This is a genomic window from Bacillus cereus group sp. BceL220 (assembly GCF_051776965.1).
Classification (GTDB): Bacteria; Bacillota; Bacilli; order Bacillales; family Bacillaceae_G; genus Bacillus_A; species Bacillus_A cereus.
In genome coordinates this window covers 25127-47441 of sequence record NZ_JBPWBC010000010.1, presented here as the reverse complement: position 1 = coordinate 47441, position 22315 = coordinate 25127, and the positions used below count along the sequence as shown (strand labels likewise).

Here is a 22315-nt window from a genome sequence, read left to right as displayed (position 1 = left end):
TTTTCTTAGCTACAAAGGGATGTGGTACAACCCTTTGTTAAAGTTTTTTTAGTAATTTACTTTGCATAAACATATTTATGTTCAATTAATATTATAGGGTATATAAAAAGACACTATAATATACATAGTGTCTTTTTATATGTTGACTAGTTCTGAAAGAAAATGTAGTGATTAATCTTAATTTGTTGGATGCTTCTTGGTTAATTCTATTATAACATTAACATAGAAGAATTTAAATGCATTTATGCATATATATAATTTTATTGTATTTTAGACGCATCTGAATTTCTTTCTTTCGATTTCCAAAAATTCCAGTTTCTTTATTTTTATATCTATACTATAATTTAACTGCTAAATCGTAAAAAAGGAGTTCTAATAGATATGGAGATGAGAAACTTACAAAAACTAATTGAAGACAAGAAAGTAGAATTAATTAAACTTGTAAATAAATATGGATTTAGACATCAGCAGGTGCTAAGTTTAAGTCAAGATATAGATAAGTTATTGAACTACCCCCACTTTCACTTCGTTTAGAAGTGAGGGATTTCTAAGTAAAGAGTTCTATCGAACTCTAATTGATTAGGCTAACCCCGCAGTCCTTGCGGTTAGAAGCCTTATCGCTTCATTCTTTAGATTGATACTTGCGTTAATATCCCTATCATGGTGTGTACGACAAGAAGGACAGTCCCATTCACGTAGGTTTAGATTTTTAACGTCTTTATTTTGATATCCACAACACGAACATAATTGGCTGGAAGCAAATGTTTTCGATACGACAATGACTTGTTTGCCATACCATTTTGCTTTGTATTCCAACATGGATCGAAATTGCGACCAAGACACCTCACTAATTGCTTTTGCTAACTTATGATTCTTTAACATATTTGATACTTGCAAATCCTCTATACCGATAACATCGTGGTTTTTGATGATTTCAGTTGAAATTTTGTCCAAGTAATCTTTTCTAGTATTTGATATGTATTCATGAATTCTAGCTACCTTTACTCGTTGTTTATTCCAGCGAAAAGATCCTTTCATTCTTCTAGAAAGCACACGCTGCGCTTTCGCCAATTTATCTTCTAATAATCGGAAAAACTTCGGATTTTCATAGTGTGTTCCATCTGACAAAATAGCGAAATCTTTTAGTCCTACATCTATTCCAATGTAAGAATGTGTTTTCGGAAGTTCTTGTACTTCTGTTTCAACTAATAGTGACACAAAATATCTACCAGAAGGGTTCCGTCTAACTGTAGCATTGACAATACGCCCCTCTACTTCGCGACTTTTGGCAAATCGAACAAGGCCTAGTTTTGGCAACTTTATTTTGTTCCCTACAACGGCAATGTTTTCATTTGTTTGTTTTGTGGTATAAGATTGTACGTTGTTCTTCTTAGATTTAAAGCGCGGTGCGCTGTTTTGTTTTTTGAAAAAGCGTGTATACGCATCCGCAAGGTTGCGAACAGACGACTGAATCGCAATACTATCCACTTCTTTTAGCCAAACAAACTCTTTCTTCATGGCAGGAAGTTTGGCAGAGCATGTACCATATGTTAAACCTTTCCCAGTTTCTTTATATGCGTGATCCCATAGGGATAGGAAATGATTGAATACAAAGCGAGAACAACCTATCGTTTTGTTGAGTAGAATTGCTTGTCCTTGGTTTGGATAGATACGAAACTTATAGGCTTTATTAATTATCATTTGATTCACCTCCATTTCGGTATATGACTATTATATACCGAACATACATTTGATGGATAGTGAAGTAACACTTTATGTATGTCGAACAATTAAGATGGCTTCTTGCCATCCCTTGTTCGAAGCCAATTCATCTCCCACCTACTCACTTCGCGTTCCTTGAGGAAGGAGTCTTCTTGGCTAAAATGATAAAATTTTTTATTATTTTACTTGGGATGGACATTAAGGTTTTCATTAGTAAGTACATTAATATTTTTTTGTTTTTCTACAGGTTTTCTACTTAATAAGATCACTACAATTATGATACATATGGCCCCAATGATTTGGAAAAATAAGAAAGGAATATGCAAAATAACTACAGATGAAACGATTGAAGCAAGTGGTTCAGTACAGCCTAATAAAGTAGTTTCCTTAGGCGAAATGTATCTAATACTGTCTAAAAATAGATAGAAAGCAATTAATGTTCCAAAAATAACTACAAAGGCAATAAGGTATAGCGTATTTAGATCAATGTTCTCAATTGATTTTAAAAATATTATTTCTTTTTTAGAAAAATAATGAACTATTGTAACGCCTATTCCGCCAATAATCATACCCCAACCAACTAAAACTGCGGAAGACCATTTATCTAATAAAGTTTTAGAATAAAGAGTATAAAAAGCTAAAGATAATCCAGATAAAACTCCCCAAACAATTGCAGGGATTGATACAGTTAGGTTATTTATTGAACCATTGGTTAATAATAAGAAAGTACCCAAGGTTGCAAAAGTTATTGCTAAAACATCTATTTTAGTAGGTAAAGCTCTAAATTTGATAATCAGATAAAAAGTAATAAAAATTGGAGCTAAATATTGTAAAATTGTTGCGACTGCAGCATTCCCTTCACTAATAGATGCAAAATAAGTGTATTGTACCCCTAGCATACCAAAAATCCCAAAAATAATGAGTTTAGTAGCATCATATTTATTTTTCCAAATTGCAACAATCTCGAGTTTATTTTTACTAAAAAGTGAAATAAGTAACAATGTAACCCCAGAGATCAGTAAGCGGATTGTAACCAACCATTCTGTGGTAATACCATTATACTGGAATAGTTGTTGAGCGACGGTTCCCGATAGCCCCCATAAGCTAGCACCTATTACAACCATAATCATACCTTTAATACGATTCTTATTAACTTTATTCAAATAAAACACCTCCATTAAATTTCAGAAAAGAATTTCAAATATATATTGAATGCAATATATTGCGTGCTTTAAAAATGATGACTTTAAAATAAAACTCACTAGATATATTTATTGGATTTTATCATAATGATAAATTGTTATATAAGTTAAATTTACTTATTAAATATAAAATTACTCAAATGAGTATTTTTACCGAAATAATTCTTCTTCATCAACTGTGTGGAGGGTGATAGAAAAGCAGTAGGTGGTAGATGAATTTCGGTTTGGCATAGCCAAAATTTTTTGATGAACTAGTTATATGAAGTTCTTTGATAACTTGGTATAGGAGGATGCAGGAAGAAAACAGAGCGTAAAAACCAACCCATTCGGTTCCTGCATAAAATATCAACCGTACCAAAAGAGCGTCCAAACGTTGGACATCTAGGGGTGGAACACCCCGAAGTAACGCTCAAGGAGACGAAAGGTTACTTTCGTCGTGGAACTGAGAAGCTCCACATCAAACTTTGCTGGGTGGTGAGTGGTTCACATAATTAATTATAAATTCTTAGAAGTTAATATATTTTGAACATCTTTCATTGGACGCAACCAGTTATTAGACATAGTATTTTCTAGTAATGATGAGTCACCAATTTCTAATGCTTTGATAATATTAGTGTGTTCATCTATAGATCGACTATCATGAATTACGTTTTGAAAGAAAATATACTCAAGACGCAGGGCATGAAGATGTAAGTTTTCTAAAAATGGTTCAATGTATTTATTCTTTGAAATTTCAACAATTAGGTTGTGGAATTTTAGATCTAGTATTAATGCATTTCTAGTATCCATTTTCTCAATAGCTTGTTTAAATTCTTTATTTATTAACGTAAGTGCTTTAATATCAGATGTTTTAATATTATTAATAGCTTGTTTTCCCGCAAGGGTATGTATGCTTGCAATAGTTTCATAAATTAATGGTACATCTGCTACGTTGATTGGAGAAATTTTAGTTTTTTGTCCTGGAACCATTTCGACGAGTCCAGAAAGTTCTAGAATTTGAAGTGCTTCTCTTACGGGTGTTCTACTTACCCCTAAAGCTTGTGCTAGTTCAGTATCATTAATTTTCTCATTAGGTCTTAAAACACCTTCAATGATCCAATCTTGTAGTTGATTTAAAACAATAGTTTTTGCTGAAAATCTCGTTTGTTTATTAAGGTTTTTAGGTATAGGCAGGATAATACACTTCCTTTCTTTTTATAATGTCTAAAATTTCGAACAAAACGGAAAAGTAAAAGGTATTAAAACTGTTTTTATTTAAGTTTTGTTTGTTGCCCATTAACCAGTGATAAGGTTCTTTTAATTGGTGGATTAAGTTGGGTTAATAATACAAAAACTCCAATTAGACAAAAAGCACCTATTAATTCAGAAGCTGTATATGAAATATTAAAAAATAATACGGAAATTAAAATTGCTGTCAATGGTTCAATACAGGAATATAAGCAAATATCTTTAGGAGTAATATAATTTGTACCTTTTACATAAAAAATTGATGTAAGAATAGTTCCAAAAACAATAATAAATAGTAATAATAAAGTGTGGATTGAGAGAGTTTTAACAGTAGAAAGCAGGATAAACTCACTTGTCGAAAGCGTATTTAAAATTAATAATGCAATGCCTCCAATTACCATCCCCCATCCTAATACTATACGTAATGACCATCTTTTACATAGATCATCTAATTGATTTATGTAAAATGCAAACGACATGCCAGATAATATTCCCCAAAGTATAGATAGTATAGAAACATTTAGTTGGTAAATTGAGTTTTTTGTGAAGAAAAGATAAATTCCAATTATGAAAATTAAATATGAAAACAACTCTTTTTTATTAGGAGAATTAACATTTATCAGAATTAAGTATATACCTAAAAAGACCGGAGCTGAATAAAGTAGTAAAGTTGCAACGGCAACATTTCCCTCTTTAATTGATGAAAAATATGTATAGTGAGTGCCCAGTACACCAATTGTGCCAAACAGAATGATTTTATTAGCGTCTTGGACTGACTTCCAAATATTTAGTATATCAAGACGTCTATTGCCAAAGCACGAGATAAATAAAATTAGAATTCCAGATATCAATAATTTTACTGCAACAATTGATTCAACGGAGAGATTACTCTGGACAAAAATTTGTTGACCTAGAGCTCCAGAGGTACTTCCCAATAAAGCCCCTAGTACTATTAAACAAAAACCAGTTACTTTACAGTGTATATTTTTTTTCATTATATCCCTCCAAAAGAATTTATACAATATGCAATATATCACGTATTGTATAAATTCAGGTAATAAATATTGTTTTTTATTCTATTTATCAAGAAAAATGAAAGGGAATACAGATATAATGATGAAAAATTCGGAAAATTATTGTTTTTAATAATTCTTTAGCTTACAATAAAGTTAAATTTAAATTATGTTAGATGGTGATCGAATGGATAGAGAATATTCTATAGTTATAGAACATTCTCCTGCTTATGAACTTATTATCAGCTTGTACAACTATATAAATAATGACAAGATGAAGGAAGTTCATTTGAAAGGAAACTGGTTAGAAGAGACTAAATTACGGTTACCTCAAAGGTTTATCAATGAGTTACAAGATGAAAGATGGGAGGTATTACATCGGATAGTGTTATTAATTTCTCAATGTGAAAAAAAATCTTCCATTCCAGAATTTTTAAATTGGTTTGAAAATCTGTCAGCGGGAGAGATTTATGAAAGATTAGCTCCTTGGGTAGAATCTATATCTAATGACCTAAGTGTGATTAGGGATAGAAGTGTAGATATTTTATACAAATGGAACGAATATTATTTTAAAAGTATAGATCCTACCATTCAAATGCAATTAAAACAGGATGCAATTTCTTTGAATGAAAAATTAAGTGTTAGTAGACCGATAGATATTATAGAAACTGCTACTAATGGATTAAGAATTGAACAGCAGGATAACTTGAGAAAAGTTATTTTGGTACCACAATATCACTGTAGCCCTAGTACCGTATTGGATTATTTTGATGGAATTGCTACATGCCTATATCCCATCAATAAAACTTTCTATGAAGATGGAACAAAAGAGTTAGTTAAGGTTATGCAATGTTTGGGAGATGAGACTAGATTAAATATTTTAATATTTTTATCTCGAGGTCCGCGTTCTTTAATTGAAATTCATAAACACATGAATTTAGCTAAGAGTACGGTGCATCACCACATTACAAAATTAAAACGTGAAGGAATTATAAGAAGTCATTTTATTGGAAGTTCTATTCCCGCATTTTATAGCTTGAGAAAAGAAGCTATTTCTAAAATTAATAATAAATTTGTGGCAATTTTTGAGGGGGAAGAAAATTTTCATGAATAAATTTAAAGCTTATATACGAGAATATCATCCAATTGTGCACGTATTAGTATTTGGTACTGTCTTAATTTCTTTAACAAGTTCAATGAGTATGCCATTTTTGGCAATCCATCTAAGTAACTCTTCAGAGTTAAATTTTGCAACGATTGGATTCATTATTGGGATAGGCCCACTAGCGGGTACATTTTGTGGGCTTTTAGGGGGCGTATTATCAGATTTTATAGGTAGAAAAAAATTAATGATTTTTTCTTTAATTGGATTAAGTATTGCTTTTTTAGGATTTATTTCTACATTTAATCCGGTTTTATTAGTACTTTTTAGTATTATCAGGGGACTTTCAAATGCATTCTTTGGAACTATTTCAAAAGCTTTAATGGCTGATTTAACCTCAGATGACAAAAGGTACAGAATGTTTGCGAATCGTTATCTGGCATTTAATTTAGGATTATCAATTGGTCCAATGTTGGGAGCTTTCTTTGGAATTGGTGGTAGTACAATAGCATTTGTATTAACAGCAATTATTTATATTTTTTATGCAATAATACTATTTATTATGTTGAAAGTTACTAATTATAATGAGCAAAGGGATGTTTCTACGAATGATGAAAAAGTTAGTATGTCTCTTATATGGAATGCAGTACGTAGCGACGTTCCGTTAATGTTTTTTGTTATTGGTGGTATTTTATTAACAACAGTCCATGGGCAGATGTCAGTTACACTTTCGCAATATTTAAAAGAAAATATTTTAGATGGAATTAAATTATTTGCAATATTGATGAGTGTTAATGGGCTTACGGTGCTTATGATTCAGATACCACTAACCAGATGGGCAGAACGTTTTAGCTTATTTCAAAGAATTGCATTTGGCTGTATTTTGTTTGCTGTAGGAGAAGTAGGCTTTGCATTCTCAACATTGTGGGTTGCTTTCATAATTTCAATGTTTGTATTTACAGTAGGAGAGATATTAGTAATCCCGGCTGAGTATGCTCAAGTTGATGAAATTACGCCATCTGGATTAAGAGGGACATATTATGGCGCGCAAAGTTTGGGGGAATTTGGGAATTTTGTAGGCCCATGGTTTGGTGGAATTCTTTTAGCAGTGTACGGTGGAACAACAATGTTCTTATTTATGGCCTTAATCTCAATTCTTGGTATTTATTTCTTTTACAGAGGAAAACAAATTTACAATAAAAAAGAAAAAAAAGATACACATTTAGGTCAGATAATGTAGAACTAATACCATAACCACATTGGTTATGGTATTTTATTTTGATAATTCTGAATAATATTTATAAAAGTTCTCTTTTATTGAAAGTATTGTCAAAAAATTGAACTTAAGATAGCATGAGAAATACCAAATGGAGAAGGGGGAAGTTCGAAATTCAGATTATTCATTATGATTAGTAATTTCAGATTATTTTATAAAGAATACATAATTTTCCCTTTAGATTATTTATAAAGGTAGGTGCTTTATATACAATACAAGCCACAAAAAAATAATAGGGCAAAGATCGCTAGAGTTTATAAACCTTTTCCAAAAATTAAAAGAGCTATGAATTTAGGAAAGGTTATTTTTTATGGATCAATTAGAGCGTGTAATCAAAATGTTTATCGGAAATTACGAGAGCATTTCATTTCTTTGGAAAAGGAATATGTTATTTCAGGACTTAGTGAAGAAGTAATTATTTATAAGGATAATAGAGGGATTCCACACATTGAGGCCAGAAACTTTAATGATGTATATAAAGCACAAGGTTTTATAACTACTACAGATAGATTATGGCAAATGGATATGAGTAGACGTTTAGTAAATGGAAGATTATCTGAGATATTAGGTCCAGATTTAATAAACAATGATAAACTTTTTCGTTCATTTTCACTATTTAGATCTGCTCAAAAATCTATTAGTCTTTATTCAGAAGAAACCTTGGAATGGATGCAAAGTTATTGTGATGGAGTAAATACGTATATAGAACACGCAAAAAAACTGAATAGATTACCAGTAGAATTTACAATTTTAGATTACGAACCTGAACCTTGGTCAATTCTAGATATGTTAAGTATAGGGAGATTATTATCCTATAGTTTAAGTCATAATTTTACAAATGAAATTTTTCGATTTGAATTGCAAAAGAAAATTGATGATGAATTATTTGAGGAAATAAAACCAAATTATCCTTCGGATGGACCCATTACTATTCCTGATTATATGATGGGTGAGAATGTAAAGATAAAACAACAAACATCAGAAAAAACAATAAATAATTTAGATTTCTTTTCTGATCATTTAGCAGAATTATTGAATTTATCAAGCGAAGTAACTAAGGGTTCAAATGGATGGGTTATATCTGGTAAGCATACAAAATCAGGAAAACCAATACTGGCCAATGACCCACATATTGAAATGCAAGCACCATCTACTTGGTATCAAACGCATTTAAAAGTAAACAATGAAACAGAAAATATGGATGTAATAGGTGTAACATTACCTGGTGTATGTGGGATCATACTTGGCCATAATGACAAAATAGCATGGGGAGTAACAAATAATCGTGCAGATGTCCAAGATTTGTTTATAGAAAAAAGAAATCCTAGTAATCCTAATCAATTTCAATATAAAGGGAAATGGGAAGAAGCTGAAGTTATAGAAGAAGTAATTAAAGTTAAGGGCCAAGCAGATGTTGCGTTTCCGGTTGTTGTTACACGCCATGGACCTATTATTTCAGATGTTATTGGTAATAACCAACAAATAAAGTTAAAGGAAAATCTAGCCTTACAATGGAATGCAAATTATCCTACATGTGATTTAGAAGCTCTATTAGATATTAATCGTTCGAAAAACTGGGAAGAATTTCGTAATTCTTTGCGTAAATATAGTACACCGGTTTTAAATTTTTTATTTGCTTCAGAAGATGGAACCATTGCCTATCGAGTAGGTGGTAAAATACCGATACGTAATAAAGGGAATGGTTTATTACCGGTACCAGGATGCGATGATGAATTTGAATGGAAAGGATTTATACCTTTTGAAGAATTACCTGAGGTAGTCAATCCTAAACAGGGGTTTATTGTTTCAGCAAACAATAAGGTTATAGGTGATCATTATCCATATATGATTGCAAGTTCATGGGATGCCCCATATCGTGCAAAAAGAATTAACCAGATGTTAAGAAAAAGTATAGCTGAAAATACACCTTTAGTAATTGAAGATGTAAAAATAATGCAAGATGATACGTTAAATTTACAAGCAGTACAGCTATTAAATATTCTTTTACCTGTATTGTATCCTGTTAAACATAACAAATTAGAAACGGAATGTATTAGGATCTTGCAAAAATGGGATTGTAAAGATACCTCATATAATGCAGCGCCATTAATTTATCATTTTTGGTGGTGGGAAATTTGTTGCACCCTTTTTAAAGAAAAAATGGGAACGTTTTTATTTGAGAAAATGGTTGATCGGATGAACATAACTGACGAGCTTATACGCAAGGCGGCGCAAGGAAATGATAGTACGTGGTTTAATAATGCTGGCGGGTTTGAGAAAGTAATTATAGAAAGCTTTAAAAAATCTATTATTACTATAATAGATTTACAGGGAAATAACCCTTATGAATGGAAGTGGGGAGAGTTCCATCATTTTATTACTAAACACCCGTTTGGTAAGAAGAATAAATTTATAGGGAATTTAATAAATCCCCAGGGAAAAATTCCTATTGGAGGTAGCTATGTGACGGTAGCATTAGCATCGTATGATAGGAAAACTGGTCATATTCTTGATGGTGCACCATGGCGAATGGTTGTAGATTTGAAAGATTGTCTGGGAATGGATATTAATGCGCCGGGGCAATCTGGTAATTTTTTAAGTCATTGGTATGACGATCAATCTTTACTATATGTGAATCAACAATTAGAAACTCAAAAGTTTAAACCAGAACAATATAGGAATTCCAAAATGAAAGTGAAACTTAAACCAAGTAAATCGATGTGAAAGGTGGAGTAATTGTGGAATTGTTTCAAAATACATTACTTTTAGAAATGACATCACTTGTAGAATTATTGCAATATCGTGCTAAAGAACAAGGTGATGTAACAGCATTTCAATTTTTAAGAGATGGTGAAGAGGATAAAATCTCATTAACTTATGGCGAATTAGATTTGAAAGCAAGAGCTATAGGAGCATGGTTACAAGATAGAGGAGCCAAAAATGAAAGAGTCTTATTACTATATCCACCTGGAATCGACTATCTAGCTGCCTTTTTTGGATGTTTATATGCAGGCGCTATTGCAGTACCAGCATATCCTCCATCTTCAAATAGGTTAATGCCACGTTTGAAAGTAATTTTAGAAGATGCAGAGGCAAAATATATATTGACACAGACAAAAGTTAGTGCGCGTATGAGAAAATCTGAGTACTTTAATAATTGTGCAATAGAGTATTTGAATACAGATGAAGTTCCTGTAGGTTGCGAGGAATATTGGGTATTTCCAGAGGTAGATAGAAATACAATTGCGTTTCTACAATATACATCGGGTTCTACATCTACACCAAAAGGTGTAATGGTAACTCACGGCAATATACTGCACAATTCAAAATTAATTCAGCAGTCATTTAAGACCACTGAAGACGATATTGGGGTAATATGGTTGCCTCCATATCATGATATGGGATTAATTGGAGGATTGCTTCAGCCATTAGCTGTAGGGTTTCCAGTAATATTTATGTCACCAATTGATTTTATGCAGCGACCAATACGCTGGTTAGAAGCAATATCGAAGTATAAAGCTACTGTAAGTGGAGGGCCAAACTTTGCTTTTGAACTCTTAATTGAAAAGACAACACCGGAGCAAAGAGCTGAGTTGGATTTAAGTAATTGGAGACTAGCATTTAACGGTGCAGAACCTGTTCGTGCTGAAGTTATTGAAGAGTTTTCAAAAGTATTTAGTGTATCTGGTTTTCGAAAAGAAGCCTTTTATCCTTGCTATGGGTTAGCTGAAAATACATTATTGGTTTCTGGTGCAAAAAGTAAAAGCCAGCCTGTAATACATTCTTTTTCAATTGATGATATGAAAAAGAATGTAGTTTCCATTTTAAGTAAAGATGGGAAGGTACGTAATCTTGTAAGCAGTGGGATTATAGCAGAAGAACAAGAGATTTGTATTGTTAATCCAGATACTGGTCAAGAATGTTCTAGTAATGAAATCGGTGAAATTTGGATTAAAGGCGAAAGTGCAGCAACAGGTTATTGGGGTCGAGAAGAACAAACAATTGATACATTCCAAGCTTTTCTGCCTAATAAAAAAGGACCATTCTTACGTTCTGGGGATTTAGGTTTTTTATATGATGGAGAGTTATATATTACAGGGCGTATAAAAGATTTAATTATTATTCGAGGCAGAAATTATTACCCACAAGATATCGAATTAATAGTAGAGAACAGTCATGAAAGTTTAAGGAAAAATGCAACCGCTGCGTTTTCTGTTATAGAAGAAGGTGAAGAACGGTTAATTGTGGCACAAGAAATTAGTCGCCAATACCGTAATGTTAATGTTCAAGAGGTTGCTAGTGCAATTAGACAAGCAGTAACTGCGGAGCACGGAATACAAGTACATTCAGTATTGCTTCTACAGTTTGGAAGTATACCTAAAACATCTAGTGGAAAGATCCAAAGACACGCTTGTCGTAACGGATATTTAAACGAAGAACTTAAATTAATTGGGGAAGATGTTGTACAAAAAACAAGTGGGTTAGATATAGAATTTGAAATTGAAGAAATTCTTTTTAATAGACAAGAGCTAGTAAAGTTAACTCAAGAAGAAAGGCAAATTAAATTAGAAAAATACTTACTTCAGAAAGTAGGTGTATCTTTAAAGATACCTGTTACTAATATTAGTGTAAATCAGTCACTAAATAGTTTAGGTTTAGATTCAATAACAGCAATACAATTACAGAGTCATATAGAGACAGATTTAGAAATTGTACTAGAACCAACTTTTTTATTAGAAGGTCCGAGTATATTACAAATAGCACAAGAGATGAATAATCAATTGTATAGAGAAAAATATTTGACTACTAAACTAGAAATTGATCAGATAAAAAGTGGAGAAATACCGATGTCTCGTGGACAACAAGGATTATGGTTTTTATATAAATTAGCTCCAAATAGCTCTGCTTATAATGTATCACGTGCTTTTAATATTGAAGGAAAGATAGATATAACATCCCTACAGAAGAGTTTTCAAGAATTAGTTAATAGGCATTGTATATTAAGGTCATCTTTTTATGAATATGAGGGTGAATTAATTCAAAATATAGCAAAGCAAAAGGATGTATCTTTTCAATTAATGGATGTAAGTAATTGGAAAACCGAAAAGTTGAATGAGTTTTTGAATGTTGAATCTAGTCGTAATTTCACTTTAGAACAAGGTGATACTATGCGTGTATATGTTCTTAAACGTAATGAATCCCAATATGTAATGTTGTGGTCTTTCCATCATATCGTAATTGATTATTGGTCAATCGATGTTTTATTTAATGAGTTGAAGACATTATATACAAGAATAATAGTAGGGGATGTAAGTACATTAAGAACCAATGATTATGATTATAGCTCATATGTAAATTGGCAGAATGCAATGCTTAATAGTTCAGAAGGTGCAAGTAAATTGGAATATTGGGAAGAGGAACTATCGGGTGAGTTACCAATTTTAAACTTACCAATTGATTATAAACGTCCACCAGTACAATCGAATAGAGGAGCAAACTTAAGGTTACGTTTAAATAAATCCATACACAACAAGCTAAAAGAGATTTCTAAAAATAGAGGAGTAACATTATATAATACGTTACTTTCAGCATATGGTGTTTTAATGTATCGTTATACAAATCAAGATGATATTATCATTGGTTCTTATATGGCAGGGCGAGTGAAGAAAGAGTTTGCTAATTTAGTAGGATATTTAACTAATGCTGTTCCAATACGATTAAACCTATCAGGGAATCCAACATTTAATGAAATGATTGAGCGAACAAATCATAAAGTAATTGGAGCTTATCGTAATCAGGATTATCCTTTTGAATCATTAATAAAAAATTTAAAAATTGATAGAGATTCAAGCAGACCACCGGTTTTTCAAACTGCTTTCGTAATGCAAAATGTGGGTGTTTATAATAAAACTCTCGCCCCTTTCACTGTAGGGTGTGAAACTACAAAGATTGATTTCGATAACGCTAGTTTAAGCCTATTTCCACTTGAGGATAATTCATCGTTATTTGATATTACTACAACAGTTGCAGAATCTGATGAGGGATTAATTTTTAATTTCCAGTATAATACAGAGTTGTTTAAAGAGTTCACAGTAAAACGTATGTTAAATCATTTTGAAATATTAATAGACAGTATAATAAAAAACTCAGATAATTCTATAAATTTAATACCTATTTTAACTGAGAAAGAGCTACTACAGTTAAATGATTGGAGTAAAAAAAGAGTAGAGTATTCTACACATTTATCAATACCGCAACTGTTCGAGAAGCAAGTTAACTTACATGGTAATGCTGTTGCTGTGAGATATATGAATCAAAGTTTAACTTATGAAGAGTTAAATAAACGTGCCAATCAATTAGCAAGATATTTAACAAATTTGGGAGTAGGTCCTGAAGTAATGGTTGGTATCGCCATGGAACGTTCCATAGATTTAATTGTGGGTATTCTAGGTGTTTTAAAAGCAGGCGGAGCATATATTCCACTTGATCCACATGCACCTGCTGGAAGAATCCAGTATATGTTAGAAGACTCAAATGTGCCAATTGTTCTTACACAAAAAAATTTAGTTAATAATGTACAAAATGACCTAACAAAAATTGTTTGTTTGGATACAAATTGGCAAGAGATTAGAGAGATGGAAGATACCAATCTAATTTCAGACATTACAGAAGATAACTTAGCTTATGTTATTTATACATCTGGCTCTACTGGTAACCCTAAAGGTGTTTTAATACCGCATAAGAACGTAGTCCGATTGTTTAAAGCAGCGGATAACCATTTTAATTTTAATGAAAAGGACATATGGACGATGTTCCATTCATATGCATTTGATTTTTCTGTATGGGAAATTTGGGGAGCTTTATTATATGGAGGAAAACTCATCGTTGTTCCATATTATGTGAGTCGTGATCCAGAGCAATTTTATGAATTGTTAATTAAAGAAAAAGTAACAGTTTTAAATCAGACACCATCAGCATTTCGTCAATTAATACACGTAGATGAAAAAGTAAATATGCCACATGAATTAAATTTACGATATGTAATATTTGGTGGAGAAGCATTAGAAATTCAGAGTCTAGGTGGATGGTTTGAGAGACATGGAGATGCAAAACCTCAATTAATAAATATGTATGGAATCACAGAGACAACAGTTCATGTCACATATCGAGCTTTATCAAAGGCTGATTTAGATAGTCAAGCAAGTGTAATTGGTACAGCGATTCCCGATCTTCAGGTATATATATTAAATCAAGATTTGCAGCATGTACCTATTGGAGTAATTGGAGAAATGTATATAGGTGGAGCAGGAGTTGCAAGAGGATATTTAAATAAACAAGAGTTAACTGAAGAACGTTTTGTGAAAATACCATCTTTAGAGCAAGCAGGGCTAGTATACAAATCAGGTGATTTAGCACGTTATTTACCAAATGGAGATATTGAGTACTTAGGGCGTATTGATGATCAAGTAAAAATTCGTGGATTTAGGATTGAACTAGGTGAGATTGAGGCTATTCTGAATCAATACTCGAAAGTTCGTGAAGGTATAGTGTTAGTTCGTGAAGATGTTCCTGGTGATAAAAAACTAATAGCTTACATTGTTGGAGATAATTTGATGCCTACTGCAATTGGCGAGCTAAGAAATTATATGTCAGGACAGCTACCAGAGTATATGGTACCAAGTGCTTTTGTATTATTGGATAAATTCCCATTAACAATTAACGGAAAAGTAGATAAAAAGGTATTACCTGCTCCAGACATGTTTGCGGTTGAAAGAGCGAAATATATTGAACCTGAAACACAAATAGAGAAAATTTTAGCTGATACTTGGGAAGAAGTATTGGGGATACAAGAGATAGGAATAGATGATAATTTCTTTTTAATTGGTGGTGACTCTATTAGAAGTATTAAAATATGTTCGCTTGCAAAAGAAAGAGGGCTAAATATTTCTTTAGAACAAATTTTTAAATATCAAACAATTAGAGATTTATCTAAAGTAGTAGATATGCAGAACAGCATAGAAGATAAGGACGTAACAGTCCCACCGTTTTCGTTAATCTCAGAAGAAGATAGAAGGATAATTCCTAATGGAATTGAGGATGCATATCCTATCCCAGCAATACAAATGACAATTTATTATCACAGTGAAGTTAATGAAGTGTATAGATCTTATCTAGAAACGTATCGTTTACGTGCTGATTTTAATGAAGAGATTTTTAACGAAGCAATTAATCGATTAGTAAAAAGACATGAAATTTTTAGAACTTCATTTGATATTTCTAGTTATAGTAAACCACTACAATTAGTTCATGAGAATACAGAATTAAAATTAAATGTCCAAGACCTTCGTCATATGAATGGAGAAGAACAAGAAAAGTATTTAAAAGATTTTGTGAGTAAGGAGGAACACACAAAATTTGATTGGTCTAAACCAGGATTATTCCGTTTTCATGTTCACTTATTATCTGATGAAATTTTCCAATTTACAATGTGTGAGCCTATACTGGATGGTTGGAGTGTTGCATCGACGGTTACAGAACTGTTAACCAATTATAGGGATTTGACAGAAAACCCTAATACATTAGAATCTAAAAAATTAAATGCTAAATTCAATCGCTATGTACAATTAGAACAACAGACAAAAGAATCGAAAGAAGCCAATGAATTCTGGGAGAGCAAACTACAGGATGTATCGACTATGCAGGTACCACGTTGGTTAAAAACGTCTGCTTCGAAAGTAACTGAAAACAATAGGTTGATGCTTCCAATTTCGCAGCAAGTTTCTGAAGGACTAATACGCCTTTCTAGAAAAGTATCGGTACCTCTTAAAGATGTAGTATTAGCAGCACATTTAAAAGTGGTTAGCTTACTTACTGGTCAAACTGATGTTGTTACAGGGGTAGTAGCCGGTGGAAGGCCAGAGGAACCAGATGCAGAAAAAGTACTTGGTTCGATGATAAATACGATGCCGTTTCGTTTAGATATTGGTAACTGTTCTTGGGAAGAGTTGGTTTGTAAAACTTTTGACGCAGAGAGGGAAGCTCATCCATACCGTCGCTATCCATTAGTAGATTTACAAAGAAAGTATAGTGGCGGAAAACGTATGTTTGAAACTATTTTTAACTATACTCATTTCCATGCTTATCAAGATATTGGAAAAAAAGCTGGTATTGAAATATTGAATGGAGAGCATCGTGAATCAGCTTATGTACCACTTACAGTACAATTTTCTATTGATCCTCAAACATCTCAGTTGATGTGTGTATTAGACTATTATCCAGAAGATATAAATGAGGAACAAATTAATTATATATCAGGTTATTATGTAAAAACTTTAGAATTAATAGCTCAAGGCTCCTCAGTTAATCATCATGAAAATTGTTTATTATCAAATGAAGAAATCGACCAAGTAACTTTAAAAAATGATGATGAGGTAGACTTTAGCGTTGATGAGTGCTTCCATATCCTTTTTGATAAGCAAGTGAAGAAAACACCAGATAATAAAGCAATAGTATTTCAAAATCAGGTAATTACTTATCAAGAGCTTCAAAAACGTTCTAATTGCTTGGCTAATTATTTGAAGTCCATTGATGTTAAACCAGGTATGTTTGTTGGTTACTTTGGAGAAAGAAATATAGATTGGGCTATAACAGTGATTGGTATTTTTAAAGCTGGTGCAGTTTATATACCTCTAGACCCTAAATATCCTGAAAGTCGTATTGAGTATTTGATTGAACATTCAGGTATGGATGTATTACTAACATATGAAAAATTTACTGATAGAATACCAAAAGATAAATTAAAAATAGTTTCCTTAGATAGTAGTAGGGAGCAAATTGAAAGTCAAAATATATTATATCAACATAATGAAGTAACTTTAAATGATTTAGCATATATCATTTATACCTCAGGTTCTACAGGAGTTCCTAAAGGTGTAATGGTGGAGCATAAAGGTATGATTAATCATTTATTTGCAAAAATAGATGTAATTGATATTAAAGAATCAGATATAGTAGCACAAAATGCTACTCAATGTTTTGATGTATCAGTTTGGCAATTACTATCCGCATTATTAGTTGGCGGACAGACATATATATTACCTGATGAAGCTGAACTTGATCCAGAAGTGCAACTGAATGAAATGGAAAAAGCAAATTTAACAGTATTTGAAACTGTACCTACGGTACTTCAATCAACCTTAGAAAGAATTTCTTTAAATGAAGAAAAAAGACCGAGCTTTAGTTCCTTACGATGGGTAGTGTTAAATGGGGAAACTTTACCACCTGAACTTTGCCGTCAATGGTTTAAGTATTATCCAGATATTCCGATGATTAATGCTTGTGGAGCAACGGAGAGTTCAGATGATGTTAATCATCATTATATTTTAGAGCCGCCAGCTTTAGAAGAAAACTTTATATCAATAGGAAAGGTAATTCCGAATTGTACGGTATATATTTTAGATCAATTTATGAATCCAGTACCTATAGGGGTACCTGGGGAATTATGTTATGGTGGTGTTTGTGTAGGACGTGGTTATCTTAATGATAAAGAAAAAACTGAAAAATCTTTTAGGAAAAACCCGTTTACTAATGATAAAAATGAACGTCTATATAAGACTGGAGATTTAGTTCGTTTACGTAATGATGGTGCAGTTGAATTTTTAGGGCGCATAGATTATCAAGTGAAAATTCGTGGTTTCCGAATTGAGCTAGGCGAAGTAGAGGCAATATTAAGTAAACACCCAGATATTATACAAGTCGTTGCTTTAGCGCATACGGATTCTTCAGGGAATAAAAGATTAATAGCTTATTTAACACTTGAAAAGAATTCAAATTTAACAACAAAAGAATTACGTAATTATATGAAGGAACTAGTTCCAGCTCATATGATTCCTTCTTTCTTTGTCTTTTTAGATGAATTCCCAATTACTTCAACTGGAAAGTTAGATAGAAAAAATCTACCTGATCCTATGTTTAATCTTAATGAGGATAATTTTGTTGAACCTAAAACAGATTTAGAGAAAAAAATTGCAAAGATTTGGGGAAATGTACTTGGATATCAATCGGTTAGTATGAGAGATGACTTTTTTGAAAATGGGGGAGAATCTTTAATTGCAACAAGATTGATTTCTTTAATTAGAAAAGAATTTCAAATAGATATGTCGTTACGTACTCTTTTTGAGGTAACAACTGTAGAAGGATTAGTTTTAGCTGTTAAATCTGAATTAGATTTAAAACAGAATCAGGAAATTCAAGATTTAATTAGTGATCTTCAAGGACTATCTGAAGAGGAAATAAATTTAATTTTAAAAGATGGTCAATAATAAGTTGTAAATAATGAGGTAGGTGGGAATATTAAAAGTCTATTCCCACCACCAATTTATGATATTAGGAGGATCAGAAAAAATGAGTAAAGAAAAGCTTATGGCTAGGTTAGCTAAATTATCTCCTGAACAAAGAATATTTTTAGAGAAACAATTGAATAAAAATGAATCAAGTATAATTCCTTCTCGAAAAACTAATGAACCTACAATTTTATCATTTGCACAACAAAGAATGTGGTTTCTTGAACAATTAGAGCCTGGGTCTTCTATATACAATATGCCGTTTTTAGTGAAAATAAAGGGAGAATTTAATATTAGTGTCTTTAAACGTTGTTTAAATGAAATTATATGCAGGCATGAAATTCTTCGTACTACATTTTTATCGTTAGATGGAAATTTACGTCAAAAAATACATCCATTTATGGAAATAGATTTTGAAGTTCATAATTTGTGTTCCTATTCCAAGGACACTGCTGAAGATATTTGTTCGTCACAAATGAAAAGGAAAGCAATCGAACCTTTTAATTTGGAAATGGGTCCGTTACTACATACAAGTATTTGGCAGATAACAGACGATGAATTTTTGGTTTTAGTAAATATGCATCATATTATTGGGGATGGTTGGTCAATGGCTATATTAATTGAGGAACTATCTATTTTATATAATAATTTTTTGAAAGCGGATGGTGCTAATTTATCACCTTTGAAGATACAATATGCAGATTTCTCAATTTGGCAAAAGAATTGGTTAACAGGTTCTAAATTTCAAACACAATTAGACTATTGGAAGAAACAATTTAAAGATGTCTTACCAGTACTAGATTTACCCACTGATTTTTCCAGACCAAGTAAATTATCATACAAGGGTAGTAATGAACTTGTTAAAATTTCATATGAAACTGTGCAGAGATTAAAAGAATTAGGTAAAAGTGAAGGTTGTACATTATATATGACTTTGCTTGCAGCATATTATACCCTTCTTCTAAAGTATACCAATCAGGAAGATATTATCATAGGATCACCAATTGCAAATAGGAATCATAGAGAGATAGAGCCTCTCATTGGATTTTTTGTAAATACATTAGCTTTACGTATTAATTCAAAAAGAGATGTAGCTTTTCGTGAACTGATTAATAAAGTAAAAGAAATATGCTTAGGAGCATATTCAAATCAAGATATACCTTTTGAAGCGATTGTGGGTGAATTAAATTCAGAACGAACAGCAAATAATTCAGTTTTGTTTCAAACGATGTTTTCACTAGAACAGAATATTAAAAAATCTCTCAATCTTGCAAATGTAAATATGGATTTTGAAAGATTCGAAACCGATACAGCAAAATTCCATTTAAGTTTAATAATTAATGAACATGATGATGAACTTATTTGCACGTTTAACTATAGTACAGATTTATTTATGAAAAGCAGTATACAACAGATGGCAAAACATTTTGTAACTATATTAAAAGTTATTATAGAAAATCCGAATGTTCAATTAAGTGAAATTTCATTATTAGATGATGAAGAAAAAAGAAAAATTTTAAATGGGTGGAATAACAATAAAGAAAACTTAAGTAGTATGTGTATACAAGAAAAATTTGAATTACAAGTAACAAAAACCCCTGATGCTATAGCTTTAATCTGTGAAAATGAATCATTAACTTATCGTGAATTAAATAATAGAGCAAATCAAGTTGCGCATTACTTGCGGAGAAATGGAGTCAGTTCGGGAAGATATGTTGGAATTTGCTTAGAGCGTTGTTCGGAGTTAATGATTTCAATATTGGGAATACTTAAAGCTGGGGGAGCTTATATCCCGTTAGACCCTTCTTATCCAATGGAAAGGCTGTCTTACATATTAGAAGAATCTCAACTTGATATATTACTTACTCAGAAAAGTTTTATGTCTAAGTTTAATGAATTTAGAGTTGATAATGTAGTGCAAATGGATGGAAATCAAGAGTTTAGTGAGGAAGATACTATAAATCTTGACCATTTTGTAGATTTAGATGATTTAGCATATATGATTTATACTTCTGGTTCTACCGGAAAGCCAAAAGGAGTCATGGTTCCACATCGAGGATTAACAAATTATTTAAATTGGTGCACTCAAAATTATTATAAAGGGAATGGTGGACAAGGTTCATTAGTTCTGTCATCAATATCTTTTGACTTAACAATTACGGGAATGCTTTCTCCATTATGTATAGGAGAAACAGTAGTTTTATTTCCTGAGGGATTAGATTTAGAAGAATTAGGAAGATGGGTTCGGAAAAGAAAATATAGTGTTATAAAGCTAACACCAGCCCATTTAGAGTTATTATCTCATCAAGTTTCTGAAGAAGATGCTGCTTTTTGTACAGATACTTTTGTAGTAGGAGGAGAGCCTCTACTCGCAAAACATGTTGATTTTTGGGTAAAGCATGCTCCAAATACAGTCATAATAAATGAATATGGACCGACTGAAGCAGTAGTTGGATGTACTAATTATATAGTAAAACCAGGAGAGAATTATAGTAAATCCATACCTATAGGAAAGCCTATTTTTAATACTGAAATGTATGTATTAGATACCTCTTTACAACCTGTACCTATTGGTGTTCATGGAGAACTATATATTGGAGGAGAGGGATTAGCAAAAGGGTATTATAAACGACCAGAATTAACTGCGGAAAGATTTATTACTTCTCCATTCAATAGTAATGAGGAACAAAAATTGTATAAAACTGGAGATATAGTGCGTTATTTACCAAATGGAAATCTTGAGTATATTGAACGCATAGATCAACAAGTTAAATTGAGAGGATTTAGAATTGAATTAGGAGAAATTGAAAGTATTTTAAGTAATCACGATGCAATTTCAAGTGTAGTTGTTAATGTTTATGAGGAAAATGAGAATAAAAAATTAATAGCATATGTTGTACCAAAATATAAACACATGATGCAATGGGATTTTCTTTATGAATATATGAAAAAACATGTACCAGATTATATGATACCAGCAAAGTTTGTAGTATTAGAAAAACTTCCATTAACTCCAAATGGGAAAATTGATAGAAGACGATTACCAAAACCAATATTTAGTGGGGATGACCAGAAATTTGTAGAACCAATAACTGATTTGGAGAAAGAAATTGCAATGATTTGGGGCGAAGTATTGGGATATAAGAAGGTTAGCATGAAAGATAATTTCTTTAAAAGTGGTGGGGAATCTTTACTAGCAACAAAATTTATTTCGCTAGTAAGAAACAAATTGAAAATAGAATTACCATTAAAGATAATATTTGAAGTTACTACCTTAGAGGAATTTGTTTTGATTGTGAAACAAGAACTAGAGCTGGAGCAAGATAAAGAGTTGATAGATTTACTAAAAGATTTAGAGGATACAGATGAAATGATGTCAGATAAAGTATTATCAATATTAATAAATCATCAAGAGTAGATAATTTATTAAT

10 protein-coding genes are annotated in these 22315 nt (G+C 31.8%); 6 read left to right on the top strand and 4 right to left on the bottom strand.

Annotated features, from left to right (window positions below; genetic code table 11):
* The first annotated feature begins 381 nt into the window (after positions 1-381).
* Positions 382-534: an aspartyl-phosphate phosphatase Spo0E family protein gene (locus ACS2FK_RS22175; protein ID WP_000425967.1), complete on the top strand. Its 153-nt coding sequence runs from the start codon at positions 382-384 to the stop codon at positions 532-534.
* A gap of 45 nt (positions 535-579) precedes the next feature.
* Here the strand turns inward: ACS2FK_RS22175 and tnpB are convergent, their stop codons facing one another.
* The 4 genes from tnpB to ACS2FK_RS22155 form a co-directional block, all read right to left on the bottom strand.
* Positions 580-1701, bottom strand: a complete 1122-nt coding sequence (tnpB, locus tag ACS2FK_RS22170) for an IS200/IS605 family element RNA-guided endonuclease TnpB (RefSeq protein ID WP_063549489.1) — start codon at positions 1699-1701, stop codon at positions 580-582.
* Between the two features lie 203 nt (positions 1702-1904).
* Positions 1905-2900: a DMT family transporter gene (locus ACS2FK_RS22165; RefSeq protein WP_003275049.1), complete on the bottom strand. Its 996-nt coding sequence runs from the start codon at positions 2898-2900 to the stop codon at positions 1905-1907.
* Between the two features lie 519 nt (positions 2901-3419).
* Positions 3420-4097, bottom strand: a complete 678-nt coding sequence (locus tag ACS2FK_RS22160; RefSeq protein ID WP_063549487.1) for a GntR family transcriptional regulator — start codon at positions 4095-4097, stop codon at positions 3420-3422.
* A 77-nt stretch (positions 4098-4174) separates the two neighbouring features.
* Positions 4175-5146, bottom strand: a complete 972-nt coding sequence (locus ACS2FK_RS22155; protein ID WP_063549485.1) for a DMT family transporter — start codon at positions 5144-5146, stop codon at positions 4175-4177.
* Between the two features lie 205 nt (positions 5147-5351).
* Here ACS2FK_RS22155 and ACS2FK_RS22150 point away from each other — a divergent pair, with 205 nt between their 5' ends.
* The 5 genes from ACS2FK_RS22150 (at position 5352) to ACS2FK_RS22130 (ending at position 22302) form a co-directional block, all read left to right on the top strand.
* Positions 5352-6278 carry an ArsR/SmtB family transcription factor gene (locus tag ACS2FK_RS22150; protein ID WP_230387360.1) on the top strand — a complete coding sequence of 309 codons (927 nt, stop codon included), beginning with the start codon at positions 5352-5354 and terminating at the stop codon, positions 6276-6278.
* Positions 6271-7506 carry an MDR family MFS transporter gene (locus tag ACS2FK_RS22145; RefSeq protein ID WP_063549481.1) on the top strand — a complete coding sequence of 412 codons (1236 nt, stop codon included), beginning with the start codon at positions 6271-6273 and terminating at the stop codon, positions 7504-7506. The genes ACS2FK_RS22150 and ACS2FK_RS22145 overlap by 8 nt, the downstream gene beginning before the upstream one ends.
* A gap of 321 nt (positions 7507-7827) precedes the next feature.
* On the top strand, positions 7828-10266 hold the full coding sequence (locus ACS2FK_RS22140; RefSeq protein WP_230387361.1) for a penicillin acylase family protein: 2439 nt from the start codon (positions 7828-7830) through the stop codon (positions 10264-10266).
* Positions 10267-10280: 14 nt separating this feature from the next.
* Positions 10281-18863: a non-ribosomal peptide synthetase gene (locus ACS2FK_RS22135; RefSeq protein ID WP_230387362.1), complete on the top strand. Its 8583-nt coding sequence runs from the start codon at positions 10281-10283 to the stop codon at positions 18861-18863.
* An 82-nt stretch (positions 18864-18945) separates the two neighbouring features.
* Positions 18946-22302, top strand: a complete 3357-nt coding sequence (locus ACS2FK_RS22130; RefSeq protein ID WP_063549475.1) for a non-ribosomal peptide synthetase — start codon at positions 18946-18948, stop codon at positions 22300-22302.
* The last annotated feature ends 13 nt before the right edge of the window (positions 22303-22315 follow it).

Excerpts from the sequence above, each read along its gene's own strand:
- ACS2FK_RS22145 (WP_063549481.1), top strand. The coding sequence starts at position 6,271 with ATGAATAAATTTAAAGCTTATATACGAGAATATCATCCAATTGTGCAC.
- ACS2FK_RS22130 (WP_063549475.1), top strand. The coding sequence starts at position 18,946 with ATGAGTAAAGAAAAGCTTATGGCTAGGTTAGCTAAATTATCTCCTGAA.
- ACS2FK_RS22165 (WP_003275049.1), bottom strand. The coding sequence starts at position 2,900 with ATGGAGGTGTTTTATTTGAATAAAGTTAATAAGAATCGTATTAAAGGT.
- ACS2FK_RS22140 (WP_230387361.1), top strand. The coding sequence starts at position 7,828 with ATGAATTTAGGAAAGGTTATTTTTTATGGATCAATTAGAGCGTGTAAT.
- tnpB (WP_063549489.1), bottom strand. The coding sequence starts at position 1,701 with ATGATAATTAATAAAGCCTATAAGTTTCGTATCTATCCAAACCAAGGA.
- ACS2FK_RS22150 (WP_230387360.1), top strand. The coding sequence starts at position 5,352 with ATGGATAGAGAATATTCTATAGTTATAGAACATTCTCCTGCTTATGAA.
- ACS2FK_RS22175 (WP_000425967.1), top strand. The coding sequence starts at position 382 with ATGGAGATGAGAAACTTACAAAAACTAATTGAAGACAAGAAAGTAGAA.
- ACS2FK_RS22155 (WP_063549485.1), bottom strand. The coding sequence starts at position 5,146 with ATGAAAAAAAATATACACTGTAAAGTAACTGGTTTTTGTTTAATAGTA.